20 protein-coding genes, 2 tRNA genes, 3 rRNA genes and 1 other RNA gene are annotated in these 23,518 nt (G+C 63.9%); 12 read left to right on the top strand and 14 right to left on the bottom strand.

Annotated elements, in window-relative coordinates; all coding sequences use genetic code 11:
• The first annotated feature begins 32 nt into the window (after positions 1-32).
• The 6 genes from J2X06_RS03800 (at position 33) to rpiA (ending at position 2,723) form a co-directional block, all read left to right on the top strand.
• Positions 33-254, top strand: coding sequence for a TIGR02449 family protein (locus J2X06_RS03800; RefSeq protein ID WP_310058462.1), 222 nt, complete (start codon positions 33-35; stop codon positions 252-254).
• Between the two features lie 10 nt (positions 255-264).
• Complete coding sequence (locus J2X06_RS03795) at positions 265-570, top strand: cell division protein ZapA (protein WP_310058459.1); 306 nt, start codon at positions 265-267, stop codon at positions 568-570.
• 80 nt (positions 571-650) lie between these two features.
• Positions 651-837: non-coding RNA, 6S RNA (ssrS, locus tag J2X06_RS03790), on the top strand.
• A gap of 138 nt (positions 838-975) precedes the next feature.
• Positions 976-1,566 carry a 5-formyltetrahydrofolate cyclo-ligase gene (locus J2X06_RS03785; protein ID WP_310058456.1) on the top strand — a complete coding sequence of 197 codons (591 nt, stop codon included), beginning with the start codon at positions 976-978 and terminating at the stop codon, positions 1,564-1,566.
• 10 nt (positions 1,567-1,576) lie between these two features.
• Positions 1,577-2,047: an EVE domain-containing protein gene (locus tag J2X06_RS03780; RefSeq protein WP_310058453.1), complete on the top strand. Its 471-nt coding sequence runs from the start codon at positions 1,577-1,579 to the stop codon at positions 2,045-2,047.
• 13 nt (positions 2,048-2,060) lie between these two features.
• Positions 2,061-2,723, top strand: coding sequence for a ribose-5-phosphate isomerase RpiA (gene rpiA, locus J2X06_RS03775; protein ID WP_310058451.1), 663 nt, complete (start codon positions 2,061-2,063; stop codon positions 2,721-2,723).
• Positions 2,724-3,384: 661 nt separating this feature from the next.
• On the opposite strand, the gene rrf is transcribed toward rpiA, so the two are convergent.
• The 5 genes from rrf to J2X06_RS03750 form a co-directional block, all read right to left on the bottom strand.
• Positions 3,385-3,499: ribosomal RNA gene (gene rrf / locus J2X06_RS03770) — 5S ribosomal RNA — on the bottom strand.
• Positions 3,500-3,660: 161 nt separating this feature from the next.
• A 23S ribosomal RNA gene (locus J2X06_RS03765) occupies positions 3,661-6,540 on the bottom strand.
• Between the two features lie 243 nt (positions 6,541-6,783).
• Positions 6,784-6,860: transfer RNA gene (locus J2X06_RS03760), tRNA-Ile, on the bottom strand.
• 21 nt (positions 6,861-6,881) lie between these two features.
• Positions 6,882-6,957 (bottom strand) — tRNA-Ala (locus tag J2X06_RS03755).
• 108 nt (positions 6,958-7,065) lie between these two features.
• Positions 7,066-8,610: ribosomal RNA gene (locus J2X06_RS03750) — 16S ribosomal RNA — on the bottom strand.
• Together the 16S, 23S and 5S rRNA genes with 2 tRNA genes alongside form the textbook arrangement of a ribosomal RNA operon.
• A gap of 590 nt (positions 8,611-9,200) precedes the next feature.
• On the opposite strand from J2X06_RS03750, the gene J2X06_RS03745 reads away from it, so the two are divergent.
• Complete coding sequence (locus tag J2X06_RS03745) at positions 9,201-9,650, top strand: DUF192 domain-containing protein (protein ID WP_310061216.1); 450 nt, start codon at positions 9,201-9,203, stop codon at positions 9,648-9,650.
• Between the two features lie 15 nt (positions 9,651-9,665).
• On the opposite strand, the gene J2X06_RS03740 is transcribed toward J2X06_RS03745, so the two are convergent.
• Entirely contained in the window at positions 9,666-9,857 is a 192-nt protein-coding gene (locus J2X06_RS03740; protein ID WP_137832669.1) for a rubredoxin, read from the bottom strand.
• 68 nt (positions 9,858-9,925) lie between these two features.
• Here J2X06_RS03740 and thiE point away from each other — a divergent pair, with 68 nt between their 5' ends.
• Together thiE and hemL are read left to right on the top strand one after the other, a co-directional pair.
• Positions 9,926-10,564 (top strand): thiamine phosphate synthase, encoded by a 639-nt coding sequence (thiE, locus tag J2X06_RS03735; RefSeq protein ID WP_310058448.1) that lies wholly within the window; start codon positions 9,926-9,928, stop codon positions 10,562-10,564.
• A complete protein-coding gene (gene hemL, locus J2X06_RS03730) occupies positions 10,561-11,844 on the top strand; it encodes a glutamate-1-semialdehyde 2,1-aminomutase (RefSeq protein WP_310058445.1) in 1,284 nt (427 codons plus the stop codon). Before thiE ends, hemL begins: the two co-directional genes overlap by 4 nt.
• Positions 11,845-11,904: 60 nt before the next feature.
• Here hemL and J2X06_RS03725 read toward each other — a convergent pair whose 3' ends face one another.
• Positions 11,905-13,137 (bottom strand): acetylornithine/succinyldiaminopimelate transaminase, encoded by a 1,233-nt coding sequence (locus tag J2X06_RS03725; protein ID WP_310058443.1) that lies wholly within the window; start codon positions 13,135-13,137, stop codon positions 11,905-11,907.
• A 150-nt stretch (positions 13,138-13,287) separates the two neighbouring features.
• On the opposite strand from J2X06_RS03725, the gene J2X06_RS03720 reads away from it, so the two are divergent.
• A complete protein-coding gene (locus J2X06_RS03720; protein ID WP_310058440.1) occupies positions 13,288-14,157 on the top strand; it encodes an ion transporter in 870 nt (289 codons plus the stop codon).
• 3 nt (positions 14,158-14,160) lie between these two features.
• Here the strand turns inward: J2X06_RS03720 and J2X06_RS03715 are convergent, their stop codons facing one another.
• Entirely contained in the window at positions 14,161-15,009 is an 849-nt protein-coding gene (locus tag J2X06_RS03715) for an SDR family oxidoreductase (RefSeq protein WP_310058436.1), read from the bottom strand.
• A gap of 51 nt (positions 15,010-15,060) precedes the next feature.
• Positions 15,061-15,717: a serine/threonine protein kinase gene (locus tag J2X06_RS03710; protein ID WP_310061214.1), complete on the bottom strand. Its 657-nt coding sequence runs from the start codon at positions 15,715-15,717 to the stop codon at positions 15,061-15,063.
• A 125-nt stretch (positions 15,718-15,842) separates the two neighbouring features.
• On the opposite strand from J2X06_RS03710, the gene J2X06_RS03705 reads away from it, so the two are divergent.
• Positions 15,843-17,849 carry a bifunctional DedA family/phosphatase PAP2 family protein gene (locus tag J2X06_RS03705; protein WP_310058434.1) on the top strand — a complete coding sequence of 669 codons (2,007 nt, stop codon included), beginning with the start codon at positions 15,843-15,845 and terminating at the stop codon, positions 17,847-17,849.
• Here J2X06_RS03705 and J2X06_RS03700 read toward each other — a convergent pair.
• The 3 genes from J2X06_RS03700 to J2X06_RS03690 form a co-directional block, all read right to left on the bottom strand.
• A complete protein-coding gene (locus J2X06_RS03700) occupies positions 17,838-18,425 on the bottom strand; it encodes an LON peptidase substrate-binding domain-containing protein (protein ID WP_310058432.1) in 588 nt (195 codons plus the stop codon). The two genes, J2X06_RS03705 and J2X06_RS03700, sit on opposite strands and share 12 nt — an antisense overlap.
• Before the next feature lie 55 nt (positions 18,426-18,480).
• Positions 18,481-19,878, bottom strand: a complete 1,398-nt coding sequence (locus tag J2X06_RS03695; protein WP_430539536.1) for a Mur ligase family protein — start codon at positions 19,876-19,878, stop codon at positions 18,481-18,483.
• Positions 19,879-20,157: 279 nt separating this feature from the next.
• Positions 20,158-20,736 (bottom strand): adenylate kinase, encoded by a 579-nt coding sequence (locus J2X06_RS03690; protein WP_310058429.1) that lies wholly within the window; start codon positions 20,734-20,736, stop codon positions 20,158-20,160.
• Between the two features lie 172 nt (positions 20,737-20,908).
• On the opposite strand from J2X06_RS03690, the gene J2X06_RS03685 reads away from it, so the two are divergent.
• Positions 20,909-22,165 carry a 6-phosphofructokinase gene (locus tag J2X06_RS03685; protein ID WP_310058425.1) on the top strand — a complete coding sequence of 419 codons (1,257 nt, stop codon included), beginning with the start codon at positions 20,909-20,911 and terminating at the stop codon, positions 22,163-22,165.
• Between the two features lie 125 nt (positions 22,166-22,290).
• On the opposite strand, the gene J2X06_RS03680 is transcribed toward J2X06_RS03685, so the two are convergent.
• Both J2X06_RS03680 and J2X06_RS03675 read right to left on the bottom strand, forming a co-directional pair.
• Positions 22,291-22,905, bottom strand: a complete 615-nt coding sequence (locus J2X06_RS03680; protein WP_310058422.1) for a hypothetical protein — start codon at positions 22,903-22,905, stop codon at positions 22,291-22,293.
• A gap of 81 nt (positions 22,906-22,986) precedes the next feature.
• Positions 22,987-23,511: a hypothetical protein gene (locus J2X06_RS03675; protein ID WP_430539487.1), complete on the bottom strand. Its 525-nt coding sequence runs from the start codon at positions 23,509-23,511 to the stop codon at positions 22,987-22,989.
• Positions 23,512-23,518: the final 7 nt, after the last annotated feature.

Here is a 23,518-nt window from a genome sequence, read left to right as displayed (position 1 = left end):
GACCGGCCCGCGCGCCCTGCTATCGTGCCGCCATGGACCGTGCCGAGCTCATCGCCGAACTGCAGTCGCTATCCGCCCGCCTCGAAGAGCTGGCCGAGCGGACGCGTCGTCTCAGCGACGAGAACCGCAGCCTGCGCCAGCAGCAGGAGCAACTGATCGGCGAACGCTCATCCTTGCTGGCGAAGAACGAACAGGCGCGCATGCGCGTGGAGGCGATGATCGCCCGATTGAAGTCGCTGGAGCAGCACACGTGAGTTCCGCGCCATGAGTTCCACCAGCGAACCGGTCAACATCCGCGTGCTCGATCGCGAGTACACGGTGGGGTGCGAGCCCGACGAACGCGACAGCCTGCTGGCCGCCGCCAAGCTGCTCGACCAGAAGATGCGCGAGATCCGTGGCAGCAACCGTATGGCGGCAATCGATCGCGTCGCCGTGTTGGCCGCGCTCAATCTTGCACATGAACTGCAGCAGGTGCGCGGCGATGGCGAAGGCCGGGATCGCGAACTTTCTCGCACGCTCAACGACTTGCGCCGCCGTCTCGACGACCTGTTCGACGTCACTGCGCGCTGACGCCAGGCCCGCTGAACCTGGCCTTTTTCGTGCCGACGAGCGGCCACGCCCTACCCGACTCCCGCGCTATACTTCTTCCACGTCCTCTGCTGTGCACGACAGCTTGCGCAAACATTCGCCTTGTCCCTTATTGACGACCACGGGGATGCGGCGGAAGCCCGGAGTGCAGGTCCGCCTTGTAGCGGGAAGCCCGACGGCATCCAAGCGTCCCCACTTGAACCCCGGGTTCAAGGTCGTTTCGCAAGCATCGCCATTGGCGGAGGACTTCCCATTCCGGGGCTGCGTTATCCTGCGGCTCCAACCCAAGATCGGGCGCGACTTCGCGCCTGTTCTTTTTTGTCCATGCGGCGGCCATCCCGCGCGCCGAGTTCACAACAGCGAGTTCACAACAGGGATCCGCGCCGCATGACGGCTGACCGCGCGGCATTGCGCCGCGAACTCCGCGACCGCCGCCGTGCCTTGCCTGCGAGCGAACGCATCGCCGGCGCCGAACGCCTGGCGCAACGGCTGCTGGCATTGCCGTTTGCGCCTGCATCGGGTTATGTCGCCGGCTACTGGGCGATGGATGGCGAGATCGCCCTGCACGTTTGGCAACTGCGGCTACCGCGTGAATGCGTGTACTGCCTGCCGGTCCTGCATGAGGATGGCCAGCTCCGCTTCGCCCCATGGCGTCCGGGCGACCCGCTGGTCAGCAATCGGCACGGCATCCCCGAACCTGATCTCTCCACCGATGCCCTCCTCGACGCCGGGCAGATGAGCCTGGTCGTCGCGCCGCTGGTGGGCTTCGACCGCTCCTGCCACAGGCTCGGCATGGGCGGCGGCTGGTACGACCGCAGCTTCGCGTTCCGCCAACAACAGGCCGCACCGCCATGGCTGGTAGGGGCCGCCTTCGAAGTCCAACGCGTGGATGCGCTAGAGCGCGCCGACTGGGATGTCGCCCTCGACGCGGTCTGTACTGAGTCGGCGACCTACAATGTCGCATCCGAAACCGCCTGATGCCGCCCCGATGAGCGCACGCCGCCGCTACTGGCTGATGAAGTCCGAACCGGACGCCTTCTCCATCGACGACCTGCAGCGCGTCGGCACCGAGCCGTGGAACGGCGTGCGCAACTACCAGGCGCGCAACTTCATGCGCGATGGCATGCAGGTCGGCGACGGCGTTCTGTTCTACCATTCCAATACCGCCGTGCCCGGCATCGTCGGCACCGCCACCGTGGCCAGCAAGGCCTATCCGGACGCGACCCAGTTCGATCCCAAGTCGGACTATTACGACCCGAAAAGCTCACACGAGGAACCGCGCTGGTTCCTGGTCGACGTCGCTTTCGATCGCAAGCTGGGGCGGACGATTTCGCTGGACGAGATCAAGCAGCATGCCGACCGCCTCGGCGAGGAATTCGCGCTGATCCGTCGTGGCAATCGGCTTTCCGTGTTCCCGGTGACGGCGGCGCAGTGGAAGCACCTCCTCTCCCTTGAATGACATCGGATAACCCATGAGCGAAGCCAAGCGCCTGGCCGGCGAAAAGGCCATCGAGTATGTCGAGGACGGCATGATCGTCGGCGTCGGCACCGGCTCGACCGTCGCGTATTTCATCGACGCGCTGGCCCGTATCCAGGACCGCATCAAGGGTGTCGTATCCAGCTCGGAACAGAGCACGCAGCGCCTGCGTAGCCACGGCATCGAGGTGCTCGACCTCAACGCCACCGGGCCGCTTTCGTTGTATGTCGACGGCGCCGACGAGTGCGATCCGCACAAGCGCCTGATCAAGGGCGGCGGCGCCGCGCTGACCCGCGAGAAGATCATCGCCGAGGCCAGCGAGAAGTTCGTCTGCATCATCGATCCGAGTAAACGCGTCGACGTGCTCGGCAGGTTTCCGCTGCCGGTCGAAGTCATTCCAATGGCGCGCAGCCTGGTCGCACGTCAGATCCAGGGCATGACGCGCGCGCAGCCGGTATGGCGCCAGGACGCCGACGGCCATGGCGTGGTCACCGACAACGGCAACGTCATCCTCGACATCCATGGCCTGTCCATCGTCGATCCGGTCGGACTGGAGCAGGCGATCAACCAGATCCCGGGCGTGGTCAGCGTCGGCCTGTTCGCACGTCGACCGGCGGATGTCGTGATCGTGGGCGGGGAACCGCCGACCGTCCTCTGAGTCTTACCAGTGGATCGCGCGGCGTAACGGGTTATTGACCTGCGTAAGCACCCGTCGGTGCGATCCGTCGCCGCATTCCACTCCAGATCCCTTAGCCGGCGGGCCTCGCCGGCACAAAGGAAGATCCGCTGACCGGTCCGGATTCGATCGTGCTGCGGCGACGAGGAGGAGTTCTAAGGGCCATGGTGGTCCACCGGGGCTCTACGAAAGCCCTCGTAACAAGCGGGAGCGGCACACGCCGTGCCACGGAACCGCCAGCGGTCAGTCTTCCCTATGCCTAATCCGGCTCGCTGGTCGCTCTCGTTAGCAGGGCTCCGGGCAGGATTGCGGGGCAGGCCTACCCATGAGCTATCGAATCGGTGTGGCTCCGGAACGCGCGCCCTTGGGCAGCCAGATTTATATTGCTCAATCCGCGCTCAGCGGAGGCCTGGAATATTGAACGCTGGCCAGCCTGGATTATCAGAGTCAGCGGGGTTCACGACTCCGAGAAGCATGCGGAGATAATGCTCAGCTATCGGGAATGGGGCGCCATCGATACGGGCAGGAAGACCGCCAGCCAGAGGCCTGGGGCATCCCGAGATGTCCTGTCCGCCGCGCGGATTATCCGGCCGCACAAAGACAAAACCCCAGCTCGCGAGAGCTGGGGTTTTGGGGATAAAGCCCCTGGCGATGACCTACTCTTGCATGGCTTAAGCCACACTACCATCGGCGCGTGTGCGTTTCACTTCCGAGTTCGGGATGGGATCGGGTGGTTCCACACAGCTATTATCACCAGGGAGAGGGTGGAGGGTCGCGGATCTCGGTGGACTGAGTCGCGCACACGCTCTCGTTGGGTGCTTCGGACGGATGCCCGTCGTCGGCGAATGGGTTGGGACTGTAGCGAAACTTTTGGTCTGAACGTCGACGCGTCGTCGAGTCCAAGGCCACTTGAGGTTATATGGTCAAGCCACACGGATCATTAGTACAGGTTAGCTCAATGCATTGCTGCACTTACACACCCTGCCTATCAACCACCTGGTCTTGATGGTTCCTTTAGGGGAGTCAAGCTCCCGGGAGATCTCATCTTGAGGCGCGCTTCCCGCTTAGATGCTTTCAGCGGTTATCGCTTCCGAACATAGCTACCCGGCAATACCACTGGCGTGATAACCGGAACACCAGAGGTTCGTCCACTCCGGTCCTCTCGTACTAGGAGCAGCCCCTCTCAAATCTCCAACGCCCACGACAGATAGGGACCGAACTGTCTCACGACGTTCTGAACCCAGCTCGCGTACCACTTTAAATGGCGAACAGCCATACCCTTGGGACCGACTACAGCCCCAGGATGTGATGAGCCGACATCGAGGTGCCAAACACCGCCGTCGATATGAACTCTTGGGCGGTATCAGCCTGTTATCCCCGGAGTACCTTTTATCCGTTGAGCGATGGCCCTTCCATACAGAACCACCGGATCACTAAGTCCTAGTTTCCTACCTGCTTGATCCGTCGATCTTGCAGTCAAGCACGCTTATGCCTTTGCACACAGTGCGCGATGTCCGACCGCGCTGAGCGTACCTTCGAGCTCCTCCGTTACACTTTGGGAGGAGACCGCCCCAGTCAAACTACCCACCATACACGGTCCCCGATCCGGATTACGGACCTAGGTTAGAACGTCAAGCACGACAGGGTGGTATTTCAAGGTTGGCTCCACCCCAGCTAGCGCCAGGGTTTCATAGCCTCCCACCTATCCTACACAGACGAACTCAACGTTCAGTGTAAAGCTATAGTAAAGGTTCACGGGGTCTTTCCGTCTTGCCGCGGGAACGCTGCATCTTCACAGCGATTTCAATTTCACTGAGTCTCGGGTGGAGACAGCGCCGCTGTCGTTACGCCATTCGTGCAGGTCGGAACTTACCCGACAAGGAATTTCGCTACCTTAGGACCGTTATAGTTACGGCCGCCGTTTACCGGGGCTTCGATCAAGAGCTTCGCCTTGCGGCTGACCCCATCAATTAACCTTCCGGCACCGGGCAGGCGTCACACCCTATACGTCCACTTTCGTGTTTGCAGAGTGCTGTGTTTTTGATAAACAGTCGCAGCGGCCTGGTCACTGCGACCCCTCTCAGCTATAGCTCGCATGAGCCACCAAAAGGGGTGCACCTTCTCCCGAAGTTACGGTGCCATGTTGCCTAGTTCCTTCACCCGAGTTCTCTCAAGCGCCTGAGAATTCTCATCCTGCCCACCTGTGTCGGTTTACGGTACGGTCTGCGTAAGCTGAAGCTTAGGAGATTTTCCTGGAAGCGTGGTATCAGTCACTTCGCTCTAATGAGCTCGTCTCGGTGCTCGGTGTTAAAGGGTCCCGGATTTGCCTAAGACCCACACCTACCGCCTTTCTCCGGGACAACCAACGCCCGGTAGACCTAACCTTCTCCGTCCCTCCATCGCACTTACGCGAGGTGCTGGAATATTAACCAGCTTCCCATCGACTACGCATTTCTGCCTCGCCTTAGGGGCCGACTCACCCTGCGTCGATTAACGTTGCGCAAGGAAACCTTGGGCTTTCGGCGTGCGGGCTTTTCACCCGCATTATCGTTACTCATGTCAGCATTCGCACTTCCGATACCTCCAGCAGACTTCTCAATCCACCTTCATCGGCTTACGGAACGCTCCTCTACCGCGCATAACAAAGTTATGCACCCCAAGCTTCGGTTCATCGCTTAGCCCCGTTAAATCTTCCGCGCAGACCGACTCGACCAGTGAGCTATTACGCTTTCTTTAAAGGGTGGCTGCTTCTAAGCCAACCTCCTGGCTGTCTGTGCCTTTCCACATCGTTCACCACTTAGCGATGAATTTGGGACCTTAGCTGTGGGTCTGGGTTGTTTCCCTTTTCACGACGGACGTTAGCACCCGCCGTGTGTCTCCCGGATAGTACGTACTGGTATTCGGAGTTTGCCATGGTTTGGTAAGTCGCAATGACCCCCTAGCCATAACAGTGCTCTACCCCCAGCAGTATTCGTCCGAGGCGCTACCTAAATAGCTTTCGAGGAGAACCAGCTATCTCCGGGTTCGATTAGCTTTTCACTCCTAATCACACCTCATCCCCTACCTTTGCAACGGGAGTGGGTTCGGGCCTCCAGTTGATGTTACTCAACCTTCACCCTGGGCATGACTAGATCACCCGGTTTCGGGTCTACTGCCTGCGACTATGCGCCCTTATCAGACTCGGTTTCCCTTCGCCTCCCCTATACGGTTAAGCTCGCCACAAACAGTAAGTCGCTGACCCATTATACAAAAGGTACGCCGTCACCCTTGCGGGCTCCGACTGCTTGTACGCACACGGTTTCAGGATCTATTTCACTCCCTTCACCAGGGTTCTTTTCGCCTTTCCCTCACGGTACTGGTTCACTATCGGTCGGTCAGGAGTATTTAGCCTTGGAGGATGGTCCCCCCATGTTCAGACAGGGTTTCTCGTGCCCCGCCTTACTCGATTTCATTGAATGAGCCCTTTCGCATACCGGGCTGTCACCGTCTATGGCCGACCTTTCCAGGTCGTTTTGCTAAAACTCATTCAACTTAAGGGCTGGTCCCCGTTCGCTCGTCACTACTTAGGGAATCTCGGTTGATTTCTTTTCCTCCGGGTACTTAGATATTTCAGTTCTCCGGGTTTGCTTCGCATGGCTATGTATTCACCATGCGATACCTCTTGCGAGGTGGGTTTCCCCATTCGGACATTGCGGGATCAATGCTTGTTGCCAGCTCCCCCGCACTTTTCGCAGGCTGCCACGTCCTTCATCGCCTCTGACCGCCAAGGCATCCACCGTGTGCGCTTATTCGCTTGACCATATAACCCCAAGTCGCCTCGGAGTCATTGGGTTCGGGGGTACAAAGCCCGAACTCGAATATAACGACTCAATTAATAAAGTGTCCGAAGACACTCGCCTTAGCCTCTACGACACGTCTGGACATTCAAATCTCAAACGTTTCGCTACATCCCAATTTTCAAAGAACACGAATCCGGCCTCAACGCCGCATCCGTTTCAAATCTTCATGTGTGTGCGCAGTTCAGAGTTCGTCTCGGGAATGGTGGTGGGTCTGGGAGGACTCGAACCACCGGCCTCACCCTTATCAGGGGTGCGCTCTAACCACCTGAGCTACAGACCCAAAAGTCGTGCACGGCTGGTTTGGTGGAGCTTGTCGGGATCGAACCGACGACCCCCTGCTTGCAAAGCAGGTGCTCTCCCAGCTGAGCTAAAGCCCCATATAAAACGGGACGCTCCCGCGGTAATCGCCCTGGGCGTTACCGGGAACTCTGAATGCAGGTCACTTGTGCGGACGTCTGACAGGCAATTAGCTGTCTTTAGTCTCTAAAGGAGGTGATCCAGCCGCACCTTCCGATACGGCTACCTTGTTACGACTTCACCCCAGTCATCGGCCACACCGTGGCAAGCGCCCTCCCGAAGGTTAAGCTACCTGCTTCTGGTGCAACAAACTCCCATGGTGTGACGGGCGGTGTGTACAAGGCCCGGGAACGTATTCACCGCAGCAATGCTGATCTGCGATTACTAGCGATTCCGACTTCATGGAGTCGAGTTGCAGACTCCAATCCGGACTGAGATAGGGTTTCTGGGATTGGCTCGCCCTCGCGGGTTTGCAGCCCTCTGTCCCTACCATTGTAGTACGTGTGTAGCCCTGGCCGTAAGGGCCATGATGACTTGACGTCATCCCCACCTTCCTCCGGTTTGTCACCGGCGGTCTCCTTAGAGTTCCCACCATTACGTGCTGGCAACTAAGGACAAGGGTTGCGCTCGTTGCGGGACTTAACCCAACATCTCACGACACGAGCTGACGACAGCCATGCAGCACCTGTGTCACGGTTCCCGAAGGCACCCCCGCATCTCTGCAGGGTTCCGTGCATGTCAAGGCCAGGTAAGGTTCTTCGCGTTGCATCGAATTAAACCACATACTCCACCGCTTGTGCGGGCCCCCGTCAATTCCTTTGAGTTTCAGTCTTGCGACCGTACTTCCCAGGCGGCGAACTTAACGCGTTAGCTTCGATACTGAGTGCCAAATTGCACCCAACATCCAGTTCGCATCGTTTAGGGCGTGGACTACCAGGGTATCTAATCCTGTTTGCTCCCCACGCTTTCGTGCCTCAGTGTCAGTGCTGGTCCAGGGTGTCGCCTTCGCCACAGATGTTCCTCCCGATATCTACGCATTTCACTGCTACACCGGGAATTCCACACCCCTCTACCGCACTCTAGTAAGCCAGTATCCAATGCCGTTCCCAGGTTGAGCCCAGGGCTTTCACATCAGACTTAACAAACCACCTACGCACGCTTTACGCCCAGTAATTCCGAGTAACGCTTGCACCCTTCGTATTACCGCGGCTGCTGGCACGAAGTTAGCCGGTGCTTATTCTTCCGGTACCGTCATGACACCCGGTTATTAACCGAATGCTTTTCTTTCCGGACAAAAGAGCTTTACAACCCGAAGGCCTTCTTCACTCACGCGGCATGGCTGGATCAGGCTTGCGCCCATTGTCCAATATTCCCCACTGCTGCCTCCCGTAGGAGTCTGGACCGTGTCTCAGTTCCAGTGTGGCTGATCATCCTCTCAGACCAGCTACGGATCGTCGCCTTGGTGGGCCTTTACCCCGCCAACTAGCTAATCCGGCATCGGCTCATCTATCTGCGTGAGGCCTTGCGGTCCCCCACTTTCACCCGTAGGTCGTATGCGGTATTAGCGTAAGTTTCCCTACGTTATCCCCCACAAATAGGCAGATTCCGATGCATTCCTCACCCGTCCGCCACTCGCCACCCACAGTATTGCTACTGCTGTGCTGCCGTTCGACTTGCATGTGTTAGGCCTGCCGCCAGCGTTCACTCTGAGCCAGGATCAAACTCTTCACTTAAATGTTTCGACTCGGCCCGAAGGCTTCGTCAATTTTTTGAGTGCAGTCGTCGTTCCTGAGCCCTATTTACTCGAGTACTCGCATTTGCATGCTTTCTTGAATCTTTTGGACTCTGTTACGAACGTCTGCTGATGGACAGTCATCCACCGGCCAGACGCCCGCACAAGTCACCTGCGCACACTGTCAAAGATCCTCGGGGCCGGCCTCAGCGCCTTTCCCGTTACTCGCCCCGAATCACCAAAGTGCCCGAGGGAGCCGACTATCTTACAGCCAATTTCGATTCCGTCAACACCGTGCCGGTCATCTTTTTTGGCTCCCCGCTGCTCCGTTCAGGCCTCTCGGCCATCCCTTCCAGCGGGCCGCGCATCTTACAGCAAGCTTCGATTCCGTCAACCGGTCAAAACCGCCTTTCTGCGCGTCCCCGCCGCGATCAATCGCTTCACCTCAGCGGGGCGCGCATTGTGCACATGCACAACGGAATTTGGAAGAGGTTTTTCAAAGATTTTTTCCGCGAGCGAACTTGACTGCCGATCATCGTCTCGCTGATGTTCGCCATCTCGCCCCTTGTTCGCCTGCTTATGGAGCTGATCATGTCCGCAATGCGTGTGTTGCTGGTTTTTTGCGGCTTGGCCCTGGCCGGCTGCGCGTCGGGAACCGGCCTGTGGGTTGAACTCGGAGGGCAGCGTTATGCCATTGAGATCGCCGACGACGATGCCGAACGCGCTCGCGGCCTGATGTTCCGCGACGAATTGGCCGTCGATCACGGCATGCTGTTCATTCATGAGCGTCAGGAACCGCTCGCCTACTGGATGAAGAACACAAAGATTCCGCTGGACATCCTGTATTTCGACGATGCGCTCAAGCTGGTGTCGCAGCAGCGCGATGTTCCGCCGTGTTCGCTTGGCGATCGCTGCCCGCCTTATCCCAGCAATGCTCCGGCCCGGTACGTGCTTGAGCTCAACGCCGGCGAAGCGGCGCGGATCGGCTTGAAAGATGGCGCGGAACTGAAATTCGGTCCCGGAATCGAGGCCGGAAACTGAACGGGACGCGCCGCCTCAGAGCGGCATCATCTCGAAATCGTCCTTGGTGACGCCGCAATCCGGGCACGTCCAGGTGTCCGGCACGTCCTCCCAACGGGTCCCCGGGGCGATGCCCTCTTCCGGCAACCCCTGGGCTTCGTCGTAGATGAAACCGCAGACGACGCACATCCAGGTGCGGAAGGTGGTGGTCGCGGCAATCTCGGACATGGGCGGATAATGCGTGTTTGCGAAGGGGGCATTGTCCCACCGCGCCCGCGCCCACGGAAGCTCCGAGCATGAATTCGCCCTGGCCCCGAAGCGGGGTTTACGCCATCACTCCCGACGAAAACGACACGACGCAACTGCTGGCACGGGTCCAAACGGTATTGCAGGCGGGCGCAGCCTGGTTGCAATACCGCAACAAGACGGCCGACGGGCCGCTGAGAGAACATCAGGCGACGCAGTTGCTGCCACTGTGTCGTGCGTGGCGCGTACCGCTGATCATCAACGACGACTGGCGCCTGGCGGCGGCGATCGGCGCGGACGGGACCCACCTGGGCGAGGACGACGGCGAACTCGTCGCGGCCCGGGCGGCTCTGCCTGCCGGCACCATCCTGGGCGCCTCCTGCTATGCCGATCTGACACTTGCGCGCCGCGCCGCGGCCGCTGGCGCGGACTACGTGGCTTTCGGCGCGTTCTACCCCTCGCCGACCAAACCGCATGCCCGTCGCGCCACCCCGGACCTGCTGCGCGACGCCGCGCAGTTCGGCCTGCCGCGGGTGGCGATCGGGGGCATCACGCCTGACAATGCCCTTCCGCTGGTCCAGGCCGGCGCCGACCTGATCGCCGTCATCAGCGGCGTGTTCGACGCCCCCGACCCTGCCGCCGCCGTGCGCGCCTACCTCTCCTGTTTCAAAGAAGCCCCCACGCCATGAACCAAGACCGCTCGCATGCCCTGTTCACCCGCGCCAAGGATTTGATTCCCGGCGGCGTCAATTCGCCGGTGCGTGCATTCAAGTCGGTCGGCGGCGAACCGTTCTTCGCCCAGCGCGCGGAAGGCGCCTACCTCTACGACGTCGATGGCAATCGTTACGTCGACTACGTGGGCTCCTGGGGCCCGATGATTGCCGGACACGCGCATCCGCAGGTGCTGACCGCGGTCGAGAAGACCATGCGCGACGGTCTGAGCTTTGGCGTGCCCAACGCGCTGGAAGTGACGATGGCCGAGGCGATCACGAGCATCGTGCCGAGCTGCGAAATGGTGCGCATGGTCAACTCGGGCACCGAGGCCACGCTATCGGCTATCCGCGTCGCCCGCGGCGCGACGGGACGTTCGCGCATCATCAAGTTCGAAGGCTGTTATCACGGCCATGGCGACAGCTTCCTGGTCAAGGCCGGCAGCGGCGTGATGACGCTGGGCCTGCCGAACTCGCCTGGCGTGCCGGCTGCATTGGCGGACCTGACGCTGACGCTTCCCTACAACGACTTCGACGCGGCGACGCGCCTGTTCAACGACGCCGGCAATGAAATTGCCGGGCTCATCATCGAGCCGATCGTGGGCAACGCCAACTGCATCCTGCCGCGCGATGGCTATCTGCAGCATCTGCGCGAGCTGTGCACGAAGCACGGCACCGTGCTGATCTTCGACGAGGTGATGACCGGCTTCCGCGTGGCGCTCGGCGGCGCGCAGCAGCGCTACGGCATCACGCCCGACCTTTCGACCTTCGGCAAGATCATCGGCGGCGGCATGCCGGTGGGTGCCTACGGCGGTCGTCGAGAGCTGATGGAGCAGGTCGCGCCGAGCGGCCCGATCTACCAGGCCGGAACGCTCAGCGGCAACCCCGTTGCGATGGCGGCGGGACTGGCCACGTTGGAACTCATCCAGGCACCGGGTTTCCACGACGCGCTGGAACGCAACACGCACGCGTTGTGCGACGGGCTGGAAGCGGCCGCGCATGCAGCGGGCATCGCCTTCACCACCACGCGCGCGCCCGGCATGTTCGGCCTGTATTTCCGCCACGGACCGGTGGAGACCTTCGAGGATGCCAAGGCATCGGATACGGACCGCTTCAACACGTTTTTCCACGCGATGCTGGAACGCGGCGTGTACCTGGCACCGTCGGCATTCGAAGCCGGCTTCATGTCGAGCGCGCATGGCCCGGCCGAGATCAAGCACACGCTCGAAGCAGCGCAGGCCGCGTTCGGCACGCTGTAAACATAACGACGCCGTCGACCGCGTGCTGCGGCGACGGCGTCGAGGCTTCCAGCCCGCGCGTCAGCCAGTCGGCTGCACGAACGCCGTCAACGCCGCGCGCAGCCGCTGCAGGCCTTCGGTGATGTCGGCATCGCTGATGTTCAGCGCCGGCACGAAGCGCAGCACGTCGGGACCGGCCTGCAACAGCAGCAGGCCGTGCTCGACGCAGCGGTCCAGTATCTCGCCGGCGCGACCCTGGAACGGTTCGCGCAACTGCGCGCCCAGCATCAGGCCGCAGCCGCGGATCTCGGAGAACAGCTTGAGGTCGGCGTCGATCGCCGACAACGCGTCGCGGATTGCCAGCGACTGCCTGGCGACGTTGGCGAGTAGGGCGGGCGAGGACAACTCCCGCAACGCGGCGCGCGCCACCGCCGCTGCCAGCGGGTTGCCGCCGAACGTGGTGCCGTGCGCACCGAACTGCATCGCGTCGGCCGCCTTCTCGCCCACCAGCATCGCGCCGATCGGGAAGCCGCTGCCGAGCGCTTTGGCCAGCGTGACGACATCGGGCGTGACGCCGAACGCGTGGCAGGCGAACAGGTGCCCGGTCCGGCCCATGCCGCACTGGATCTCGTCGAGGACCAGCAAGGCGCCGTGGCGATCGCAAAGCGCGCGCAGGCCCAGCAGGAATTCCTCGCTGGCCGGCGTGACGCCGCCCTCACCCTGCACCGGTTCGACCAGTACGGCGCAGACGTCACCGGCGGCCATGGCGGCCTGCGCTGCCTCCAAGTCATTGAATTCGCTGTAACGGAAGCCCGGCGGCAGCGGCTCGAAACCCTCGTGGTACTTGGGCTGGGCCGTCGCGGTGACCGCCGCCAGCGTGCGACCGTGGAAACTGCCGCGGAAACTGAGGATGACGCGGCGATCGGGCGTACGGCCCTGTGCGGTCGCCCATTTGCGCGCCAGCTTGACCGCGGCCTCATTGGCCTCGGTGCCGGAATTGCAGAAGAACACGCGCTGCGCGAAACGCGACGCAGCGACCAGTTCCTCTGCCAGGCGCAGCGGCGGCTCGCTGACGAACACGTTGCTGGTGTGCCAGAGCTTGCCGGCCTGTTCGGTCAGCGCCGCCACCAGCGCCGGATGGGCGTGGCCGAGCGCATTGACCGCGATACCTGCGCCGAAATCGACATATTCGCGACCGTCACGGTCCCAGACGCGCGCGCCCTGGCCGTGGTCGAGGACGATGCGGCGTGGCCGATACACCGGCAGGTAGTAGCGTTCGGAGAGCGAGTACAGGTCGGACGTTGAAGCGGTCATGACATGAGAAAATGGGGGGGGATTGAAGGCGCCATTGTCGCCGATCGCGGAGCCCGCGTCCGGGCCTGATCCCTCGCGCCGCGCACACCGGTCGCCCGGCACAATCGCCCGCCTCCGCCTCGCACGGCCCTGCCTCGCCAAGGGGTCCCCATGCGCCTGCAACTCGATCCGCAACACGAGCCGGCCAGCGAATCGGGTTGGCGCCGGACCTGGTTCGACATCATCTACCGCCACGACACGCGCCTGGCGCGCAATTTCGACCTGCTGCTGATCGTGGCCATCCTCGCCAGCGTGCTGGTGATCATGGTCGACAGCGTTGCGTCGATCCACGCCCGTCATGCGAGCCTGCTCTACCGGCTGGAGTGGGGGTTCACGCTGCTGTTCAGCATCGAATACCTGATGCGGCTGATCGTGGTGCGCCACCCGTTGCGCTATGCACTGAGCCTGTGGGGAGTGATCGACCTGCTGTCGATTCTGCCGACCTACCTGTCGCTGCTGTTGCCTCGCAGCCAAAGCCTGCTGGCGGTGCGGGTATTGCGCATGCTGCGGCTGTTCCGCGTGCTCAAGCTCACGCAGTATGTCGAAGAAGGCAGCGTGCTGATCGGTGCACTGGTGCGCAGCCGGCGCAAGATCCTGCTGTTCCTGTCGGCGCTGGTCACCATCGCCGTGGTCTTCGGCGCGCTGATGTACGTGGTCGAAGGCCCCCATCACGGCTTCACCGACATCCCGACCAGCATCTACTGGGCGATCGTGACCATGGCGACGGTCGGGTTCGGCGACATCGCTCCGCAGTCGGCGTTGGGACGGTTCATCACCTCGCTGCTGATCCTGATCGGCTACAGCATCATCGCCGTGCCCACCGGCATCTATACGGCCGAACTGGCGAGCGGCCTGCGCAGCGATGTTCGCGAAGACCACGCGGACCATCGCGTCTGCGGCGGATGCGGCCAGCAAGGGCATGACCCCTTGGCCGGCTATTGCCTTCGCTGCGGGCAGCCATTGCCGCCACCAGGAGGTTGATGGTTAGCGCGGCTTCCTCGCCAGTTGCGACTCGGTGAGGAACAGGTCGGGCAATAGATGCTGCGCTCTCGGGTCGACGGCGTACTGGGCGAAGTCGGTGATGCCGGCCGAGAACAGCACGTCGTCGTCGATGAGGAAGTGTCCGAAGAAGCCTTCCGCCGGCCGAGCCAGCACCACGTGCGCGGCGTCCGCCACGATCTCCGGCTTGCGGCACTGCTCCGCCTGCACACCGGGAATCATGTTGATGGCATCGGTGGCGATGACCGTGCGCGGCCAAAGTGCGTTCACCGCGACGCCCTGCGGACCAAACTCGGCGGCCAGGCCCAGCGTGACGAAGCTCATGCCCATCTTCGCCAGCGTATAGGCCGTGTGCGGCGCCCACCACTTCGGTTCGAGGTTGAGCGGCGGCGCCAGCGACAGGATGTGCGGGTCCGGCGATTTGAGCAGGTGCGGCAGGCATGCCTGCGAGCACAGGAACGTGCCGCGCGCGTTGACGTCCTGCATCAGGTCGTAACGCTTCATCGGCGTGTCGAGCGTGCCTTTCAGGTAGATCGCGCTGGCATTGTTGACCAGGATGTCTATGCCGCCGAATGCATCGGCCGTGGCGGCCACCGCGGCGCGGACGTCGTCCTCTTCGCGGATGTCGCACTTCAACGCCAGGGCCTTGCCGCCGGCGGCCTCGACTTCCTTGGCCACGCTGTGGATCGTGCCGGGCAGCTTGGGATTGGGCACGTCGGATTTGGCCGCGATCGCGATGTTGGCGCCATCGCTTGCCGCGCGCAGGGCGATCGCGCGGCCGATGCCACGCGAAGCGCCGGTGATGAACAGGGTTTTGCCACTCAGGGTACGCATGGGGGTGTCCTCCTCCTGGCCCAGGTCGGCCGGCCGTTCAGGGCTCGCCGGTTACGGCTTGGGTCCCTGACCTTCATTGTCTTCCCATTGCAGCAGCCGGCGCGTTACGAACCGGTAGACCGGCTTGCCGGTGGCGAACCAGGCCTCGCGGAGCCAGGAATGCCGCTTCAGCACCCGGCGCTCGACGCAGGTCAATGCAGCGGGGCAATAGGTGCGCTTGTGTTTGAGCAGATGCCGCAGGTCCTCGCGCGCCAGCAATCGCATCCAGCGCGAGCGCGGGTGGCCGCGAGTGGCGAGCTGGAAGTCGATGATGGCGGGGCTGCCGTCGACCAGCACCAGCCAGTTGGCCTCCTTGGCCAGGTCGTTGTGCGCGAGTCCGCGCCGATGCAATTGCTGAAGCAGGCGTCGCGCACGGCGGAAGTAAGCCACGTCCCCTCGTGGCGGGCGCTGGTACATCGCCGCGCCGTCCAGGTAGCTGCGGTCGAGCCGTCGTCCGTCCCATCCCAGCAACTGCGGCGTTGCCTCCAGGCCATCGACTCGATGCAGCGCGCGCGCTTCGCGCCGGGCCAGCCACCACGCCGGCAGCCGCAACCACAGCGGCACATGCCCCAGGTCGCGGCGCACGAACAGCCCGCGCGCATCGCGCATCAGCGAAATCCGGCCGAAGCTGTCGGCCTTGAGGGCTTGGACTTCGATGGCTTCTTGCATGGCTTCGGCACGGGACGGCATGGCGTCAGTGTACGGAATCGCCCGCCCCGGCCGCGAACCGTGCGCATCGTCGACCTGCATTCCGGCCATCGCGGTGTCATCGGCGTGCTGCCTATAATCGCCCGATGGAATCCGCCTGGCTCGAAAGCGCGACCGCATGGATCAGCGCAAACCCCAACGCTGCCGGCGCTCTCATTTTCCTGATCGCTTTCTGCGATGCGCTGGTGATCCTGGGCATCGTGGTACCTGCGTTGCCGCTGTTGTTCGCCGTCGGCGCACTGATCGGGCTGGGCCACATCAACGGACCGTACGCGCTGCTGTGCGCCACGCTGGGGGCGTTCATCGGCGATGCGCTGAGTTATTGGATCGGGCGCCGCTGGGGTCCGCAGCTGCGCAGCCGCTGGCCGTTCTCGCGCTATCCGCAATGGCTGGATCGCGGCGAATCGATGTTCCGCCGGCACGGCGTCAAGAGCATCGTCACCGCGCGCTTCGTCGGCGCGGTGCGTCCGTTCGTGCCCGCCATCGCCGGCATGCTGCACATGCCGTTTCGCCGCTACGCCCTGCCCAGCCTGGGCGCCTGCGCGATCTGGTCGGCGTCGTTTCTGGCGCCCGGCTGGGTGCTGGGAGCGTCCTATGACGCGGTCGCCGCAGTCGCCGACCGGCTGGCGATCGCGCTGGCCACGCTGGTGGTCGCGATCGCGCTGGTCTGGGCCTGCGTGCTCTACACCTGGCGCTGGTTCGCCGCACATGCCGACAACCTGCTCGCGCGTGCGCTGCGCTGGACCCGCGAGCATCCGCACCTGGGTCGCTACGCCGCGGCGTTGATCGATCCCAACCGCCCGGAGTCGCCGTCGCTGGTGATGCTTGCGGTGTGCCTGCTGGCGATCAGCTGGGCCTGGTTCACGCTGCTGGCATCGCTGCTGGCCAGTGGCGGACCGCTGGCGATCGATCACCGCGTCCACGACTTCATGTGGAGCCTGCGCAACCCGCTGGCGGATCGCCTGATGGCCGCACTGGCGGGCCTGGGCGATGCCTCGGTGCTGGGCCCTGCGGCCGCCGTCGCCTTGGGCTATCTGTTGTGGCGCCGACGCTGGATGGCGGCGGCGCACTGGGTGGCGGCGCTGGTGTTCGGCCTGGTGCTGACCTCGCTGCTGGAACAGGCCATCGACATGCCGCGCCCGCCGACCGCCCCGGCCGGCTTCGGTTTCCCGTCGGTCGCGGTGACGATGAGCACGATCGTCTTCGGTTTCTTCGCCGTGCTGATCGCACGCGAGCTGCCGGGGCGCACGCGCGTGTGGCCGTACCTGCTGGCCGGCGTGGTCACCACGGTGCTCGGGTTCGCACGGCTTTATCTCGGCGCGCATTGGCCGAGCGACCTGGTCGGCGGCACGCTGTTCGGCATCCTGTGGCTGCTGATGCTGGGCATCGCCTATCGCCGCCACGTCGCACGCTCGTTCTGGATGCGTCCGCTGGCCATCCTGTTCTATGGCACGTTCGCATTGGCCGCGCTGTGGCATGCGCCGCGCAGCGCCGACGCGCTGCTGGCCAAGTTCGAAGCCGCGACACCGACCATCGTGCTGGACCCCGACCAGTGGTGGCAGCAGGACTGGGCCAAGCTGCCGGATCAGCGCAACGAAAGCGACATCCGTCGCCGCTGGCCATTGGACGTGCAGGTCGCCGGTCCACTGGAACCACTACGTGCACGCCTGGTCGCACAGGGCTGGCGCGTGCAATCGCAGGCGGACTGGGTGGCGACGGTCGGACTGCTCGATGACGACACGCCGGCGCACGATCAGCCGGTGCTGCCGGCCACGCTGGACGCGCACGCCGAAACGCTGGTGCTGCTGCATGACGGCCAGTCCGAGGACGAGCAGTACGCGCTGCGTCTTTGGCAGGCGCCGGCCGTCCTTCAGGACGGTACGCCGCTGTGGCTTGGCAGCACCCAGACACTGCGCCTGTCGCGGCCGCTGGAAGTCGCCGCGCTGTGGCTGCCCGAGCGCGACGACGGCCAAGCCCATGCGATGGTCAAGGCCGTGCTGGGCGATTTCGAATCGCGAGAAGCGCCGCATCCCTCCAGTGGAACCCCGGTGCTGCGGCTGCGCACTTCTCCTACCCGCAGTTCAAGGAAGTAAAGCGAGCAATCGATCCAGGCGCTGGTGGGGGTCGTCGATCTGCAGCAACGCCTGCCGCTCCTCGTCCTGCAACGGCAGCAACTCGGCCAGGCGCCAGCCAACCCAGGCGGCATCGTCGAACTGCGCTTTCGGCGCCTGTGCATGCTCGCCGCCGATGCGCTCGATCAGCCGCTCCAGCAACGTCACCAGCAGGCCGTGCTCCGGCCGCACCGCATCGCCCGGATCCGGATCGCACCACTCCACGTCGGCCACCTGCAGGCCGTTGTCGCGCACCCGTACCCGCTGGGTATGGAAGCGGCGCGCGCCACGCACCTGGAGGGTCAGCAGGCCGTCGTCACCGCTGCCGAAGTCTTCGATCAATGCCTCGGTGCCATAGGCCGCCGCGGACGCGGGTGCGCCGACTTCCTCGCCATCGAGGATCAGGCATACGCCAAAACCCTTGCCGGCACGCCCGCAGTCGCGGACCAGGTCGAGGTAGCGCGGCTCGAACACGCGCAGGCCCAGCGACGCACCAGGCACCAGCACGGTGTGCAGCGGAAACAACCCTAGCGGCTCGATCGGCGAGGCATTCGGCATCGCAGTTAGTGTAAAGCGCTTGCGCGCGCAGGCAAGCGTGCCGGCGCGCGGCCCTTCAGCCGTGTTGCAGCACTGCCAGGAAACGGCGCGGGGCGCCGTCGAAGCCGCCATTGGACATGAACACGACATGGTCTCCGTGTCGCGTACGTTCGCGCAGCGCGGCGATCAGCGCATCGGCATCGGGAACGGCCACGCCTTCGCCGCGCAACGCGCCGACGACCTTGCCGGCATCCCATGCCAGCTCGGGCCTGTGCAGGAAAACCACCGCATCGGCGATGTCCAGCGACGGCGCCAGCGAATCGGCGTGCGCGCCCAGGCGCATCGAATTACTGCGAGGTTCCATCGCCACGACGATGCGGGCATCGCCGACCTTCGCGCGCAGTCCGGCCAGCGTCGTCGCGATCGCGGTGGGGTGATGGGCGAAGTCGTCGTAGATGGTGATGCCATCGGCCTGGCCGATGACTTCCAGGCGCCGCTTCACGCTGCGGAACTGCGCCAGCGCCGGCAGGGCCATGGCGACATCGACTCCCACCGCATGCGCGGCGGCGAGTGCCGCCAGCGCGTTCATCACGTTGTGCCGGCCGAGCAGCGGCCAGTGCACCTCGCCCACTTCGACGCCGTCGTGCACGACCCAGAATGCGCTGCCGTCCTCGTTGATCAGGCGCGCGGTCCAGTCGAACGCGGCGCGCGCGGCGACCCGCTCGTCGGCGCGGTCGCCGTGGGCTTCGCGCTGCGTCGTCTGCGGCAGCAGGCTGGCATCCAGGCCGAAGGTTTCCACCGGCGTCCAGCATCCCATCGCCAGCACTTCGGCCAGATGGCCGTCCTCGCCATTGACGATCAGGCGGCCGCGACGCGGCACGGTGCGCACCAGGTGATGGAACTGGCGCTGGATCGCGGCGACATCCGGGAAGATGTCGGCGTGGTCGTATTCGAGGTTGTTGAGGATCGCCACCAGCGGCCGGTAGTGGACGAACTTGCTGCGCTTGTCGAAGAACGCCGTGTCGTACTCGTCGGCCTCGACGACGAACTCGCGCCCGCCGCCAACGCGTGCGGACACGCCGAAGTCCTCGGCCACGCCGCCGATCAGGAAGCCCGGTTCGCGCCCGGCAGCCTGCAACAGGTAGGTCAGGATGGTGGTCGTCGTGGTCTTGCCGTGGGTGCCGGCGACCGCGATCGTGTCGCGGCCGGGCAACAGGTTCTCGCTGAGCCACTGTGCGCCGGAGGTGTAGCGACGTCCGTCGTCGAGCACCTGCTCGACCGCGGCGTTGCCGCGCGACAGTGCGTTGCCGACGACGATCTCGTCGCAGTCCGCGCCGATGTGTTCGGGCTTGTATCCCTGCTTCAGGGCGATGCCGAGTTGTTCCAGCTGCGTCGACATCGGCGGATACACCGCCTGGTCGCTGCCTTCGACCTCATGGCCCAGTTCGCGCGCCAGCGCGGCGACGCCGCCCATGAAGGTACCGGCGATGCCCAGAATATGTAGCTTCAAGATCCCGTATTCCCAAACGCGGCCGGCATGTCCGGCGAAACGACTCCCGCACCGTACCTGATCCCCTCTCCCGCTTGCGGGAGAGGGCAAGGGGTGAAGGTGTGGGGGCAGCGGGACTACCTGATTCCAGAACCCGCTGATTCCAGAACTCGCGCCTGCCCTCACCCGAACCCCTTCCCGCAAGCGGAAAAGGGCTCAAGAGATTACTCGACGCCTCTCCCGCAAAAGGAGAGGTCGAACACATCAACCGACTTCTTTCACCGGCGCGAGCGCCTCGATGATGCGGTTGAACACCTCGTCCAGCGAGCCGACGCCGTCGACGACGGTCAACTGGCCGTGCTGGCGGTAGAACTCGATCACCGGCGCGGTCGAGTTGTCGTAGATCTGCAGGCGATTGCGCACCGATTCCGGACTGTCGTCGGCGCGGCCTTCGGCCTTGGCGCGGCCGGCGATCCGCTCGACCAGCAGTTCGGTCGGCACTTCCAGCTGCACGGCATAGTCCATCGGCTGGCGGATGCGGCCCAGCAACTGGTCCAGCGCATCGGCCTGGGCCAGGTTGCGCGGATAGCCATCGAGGATGAAGCCGCCGGCAGTGTCGGGGCGGGAGAAGCGGTCCTCGAGCATGCCCAGCAGGATCTCGTCGCTGACCAGGTTGCCCGCGGCCATGATCTCCTTGGCTTCCAGGCCAAGCTTGGTGCCCGCGGCGACTTCGGCGCGCAACAGGTCGCCGGTGGAGATGTGAGGGACCTGCAGATGTTCCTTGAGGCGCGCGGCCTGCGTGCCCTTGCCGGAACCGGGCGCGCCCAGAAGTACCAATCGCATCAACTTCACTCCTAGAACAAGAAAATTCGTGCGGTCCGAGGGACCCGCGCGACCCCGGACTTCGCCGCAGGCCGAGGACCCGGGGTGCGGCGCTACACTCGCGCGACCTGCCCCCGCCGGGCCAAATATCGCGGCCAGCTTACCGCATCCCGGCCCCAATCCTGGAATGGAAATGGCCTCCGGAACCTTGCTGTACGCGCAATCTGGCGGTGTCACCGCTGTCATCAACGCCACCGCCTCGGCCGTCATCCAGACCGCGCGGGCGCGCCGGGTCAAGGTCCTGGCGGCGCGCAACGGCATTCTCGGCGCTCTGCGTGAAGATCTGATCGACACGTCCAAGGAGCCGGCGGCGGCGATCCGCGCGCTCGCCCATACTCCGGGCGGCGCGTTCGGCTCGTGCCGGGTCAAGCTCAAGTCGCTGGAACAGGACCGGGCGAAGTACGAGCGCCTGCTGGCGGTGTTGCAGGCCCACGACGTGCGCTACTTCCTCTACAACGGCGGCAACGACTCGGCCGACACCGCGCTGAAGGTGTCGCAACTGGCGGCCGAATTCGGCTATCCGCTGACCTGCGTCGGCGTGCCCAAGACGGTCGACAACGACCTGGCAGTCACCGACTGCTGCCCGGGCTTCGGCTCGGCCGCCAAGTACACCGCCGTCTCGGTGCGCGAGTGCGCGCTCGATGTCGCAGCCATGGCCGACACTTCGACCAAGGTGTTCGTCTACGAGGCGATGGGCCGCCATGCCGGCTGGCTCGCGGCGGCGTCGGGATTGGCAGGCCAGGACCCCGACCAGGCTCCGCACCTGATCCTGTTCCCCGAACGCCCCTACGACGAGCCCGATTTCTTCGCCCGGGTGAAGGCGACCGTCGAGCGCGTGGGCTATTGCGTGGTCGTTGCCAGCGAGGGCATCCAGACCGCCGATGGCCGCTTCGTCGCCGATGCCGGCGCCGGCAAGGACGCCTTCGGCCACACCCAGCTGGGCGGCGTCGCCTCCTTCCTGGCCGGACGCGTCAAGGACGAACTGGGCTACAAGGTGCACTGGACCCTGCCCGATTACCTGCAACGCTCGGCGCGCCACCTGGCATCGAAGACCGACCTCGACCAGGCACAGGCCGTCGGCATCAAGGCCGTGCAGTTCGCATTGAAAGGCATGAATGCGGTGATGCCGGTGATCGTGCGCGCCAGTGATTCGCCGTATCGCTGGAAGATCGAAGCCGCGCCGCTGGACGAGATCGCCAACCACGAGAAGAAGATGCCGTCGAACTTCATCCGCAAGGATGGCTACGGCATCACCGAGGCCGCGCGCCGTTACCTCGAACCGCTGATCCGCGGCGAAGCGCCGCCGCCCTATGGTCGCGATGGCATTCCCAAGTATGTCGAGCTGAAGAACGTGGCCGTGGAGCGGAAGCTGCCCGCCTACGAGGTCTGATGACACGCGAACCGGCTGCCCGCCCCCGCATGAGGGGCGGGCAAGCCGATTGCGTGTGCGTACCTGCGAGGATCTCGACGTCGCGCGAAGTCGGATTTACGAAATCAGATTTACGAGATCGCGACTTACGAGGTCACGCCATCTTCCGCATGAAGCACCAGCACCGCGCGGTCCTCCGGCAGCATCTTTTCCCACTTGCGCAGGTAGTCCGTCTTCTTCTCCTCGATGCTGGCCTGGTTCTCCTGATACCAGCTCTCGGCTTCCGGCGTGACCGACACGAAGCTGGTCGCGTCGCTCCACTGCTTGAACTCCGCGCTCTGCAGGTTGTATTCGGCGTCGGCGCGGTTGTGCACGGGGATCAGCGAAAACCGCGCCTTCCATGCTCCCGGACGCGCCTTCACCAGCACGTAGTAGGTCTTGCCGGCTTCCAAAGTGGCGTCGAGGAAATCGGCATTCTCGGAGACGACCATCAACCGGTGTTCGCCCGGGTCCATCTGCACGGCGACCTTGTCCTTGTACTTGAGCACGCCAAGGAAGCGGGTGGCGCCGTCGGGCGCGTCATACAGCGAAGACGAGATCGCCCCGCCAAAGAACGAAGGCCGCATGAAGACCACCAGTGCCTTGCCCGCTTCGGGCTTGGGCACCTGATCGGCGGCCGGCTCCATGAGCTTGGATTTGGCGAAGGCCAATGGGGAAAACAGCAACAGGAAAAGCAGCGCAATGCGCAACATACGTAACATGCAAACACCCCTGGTAAAGCCGTCCTCCCGACGGCACCACGAGTGTAATGTGGCGGGCGCGCCACGGCAGCAGGGTTCCGATCAGCGACAGGCCTGGCCCTCCACCGCCATCGTCGCGGCGTACATCGGCACGGCCGCGAGCTTTCCGGCCGCCGCCGCTTGCTTCTGCTCCTCCAGATAGATGCGTGACTTGCCCTGTGCATCGAGCGCAGGCGGAGCCACCGCGGCCGGCTTGCGCCACACCCGCACGACCACCTGTTGCGACGGGCAATTGGCATTGGGCACGCGGATCAGGTCGTTGAACTTCCAGCCCGTGGCCTGCGAAGGCTTCGCCTTGGCGGCATCGACAAAGCGTGCTCGCGCCTGGCAGGTCGGGCTGATGCGGACCACGGCGAACGTGTAGGGATCCTCGGCCTGGCCGGTGAACATGCCCTCCAGCCGCGCACAGGCCTCGGGGATCTGCCGCAGCGTGTGCACGCTGTTCTGGGGCTGCGGCTTGGCAGCATCGCGCTTGATCTCGGGCTTGGGATCGCCGTCGGCTGTGTCGGCGAGCGCGGGCCACGCGGCCGCAAACAGGAGCAGCAGGGTGAGAGGGACAAGGCGCATGGACTGG

It is taken from the genome of Lysobacter niastensis (assembly GCF_031457115.1).
GTDB lineage: Bacteria > Pseudomonadota > Gammaproteobacteria > Xanthomonadales > Xanthomonadaceae > Lysobacter_J > Lysobacter_J niastensis_A.
Note: the sequence above shows the minus strand (reverse complement) of the source record. Positions and strands in the feature narration are given on the sequence as shown.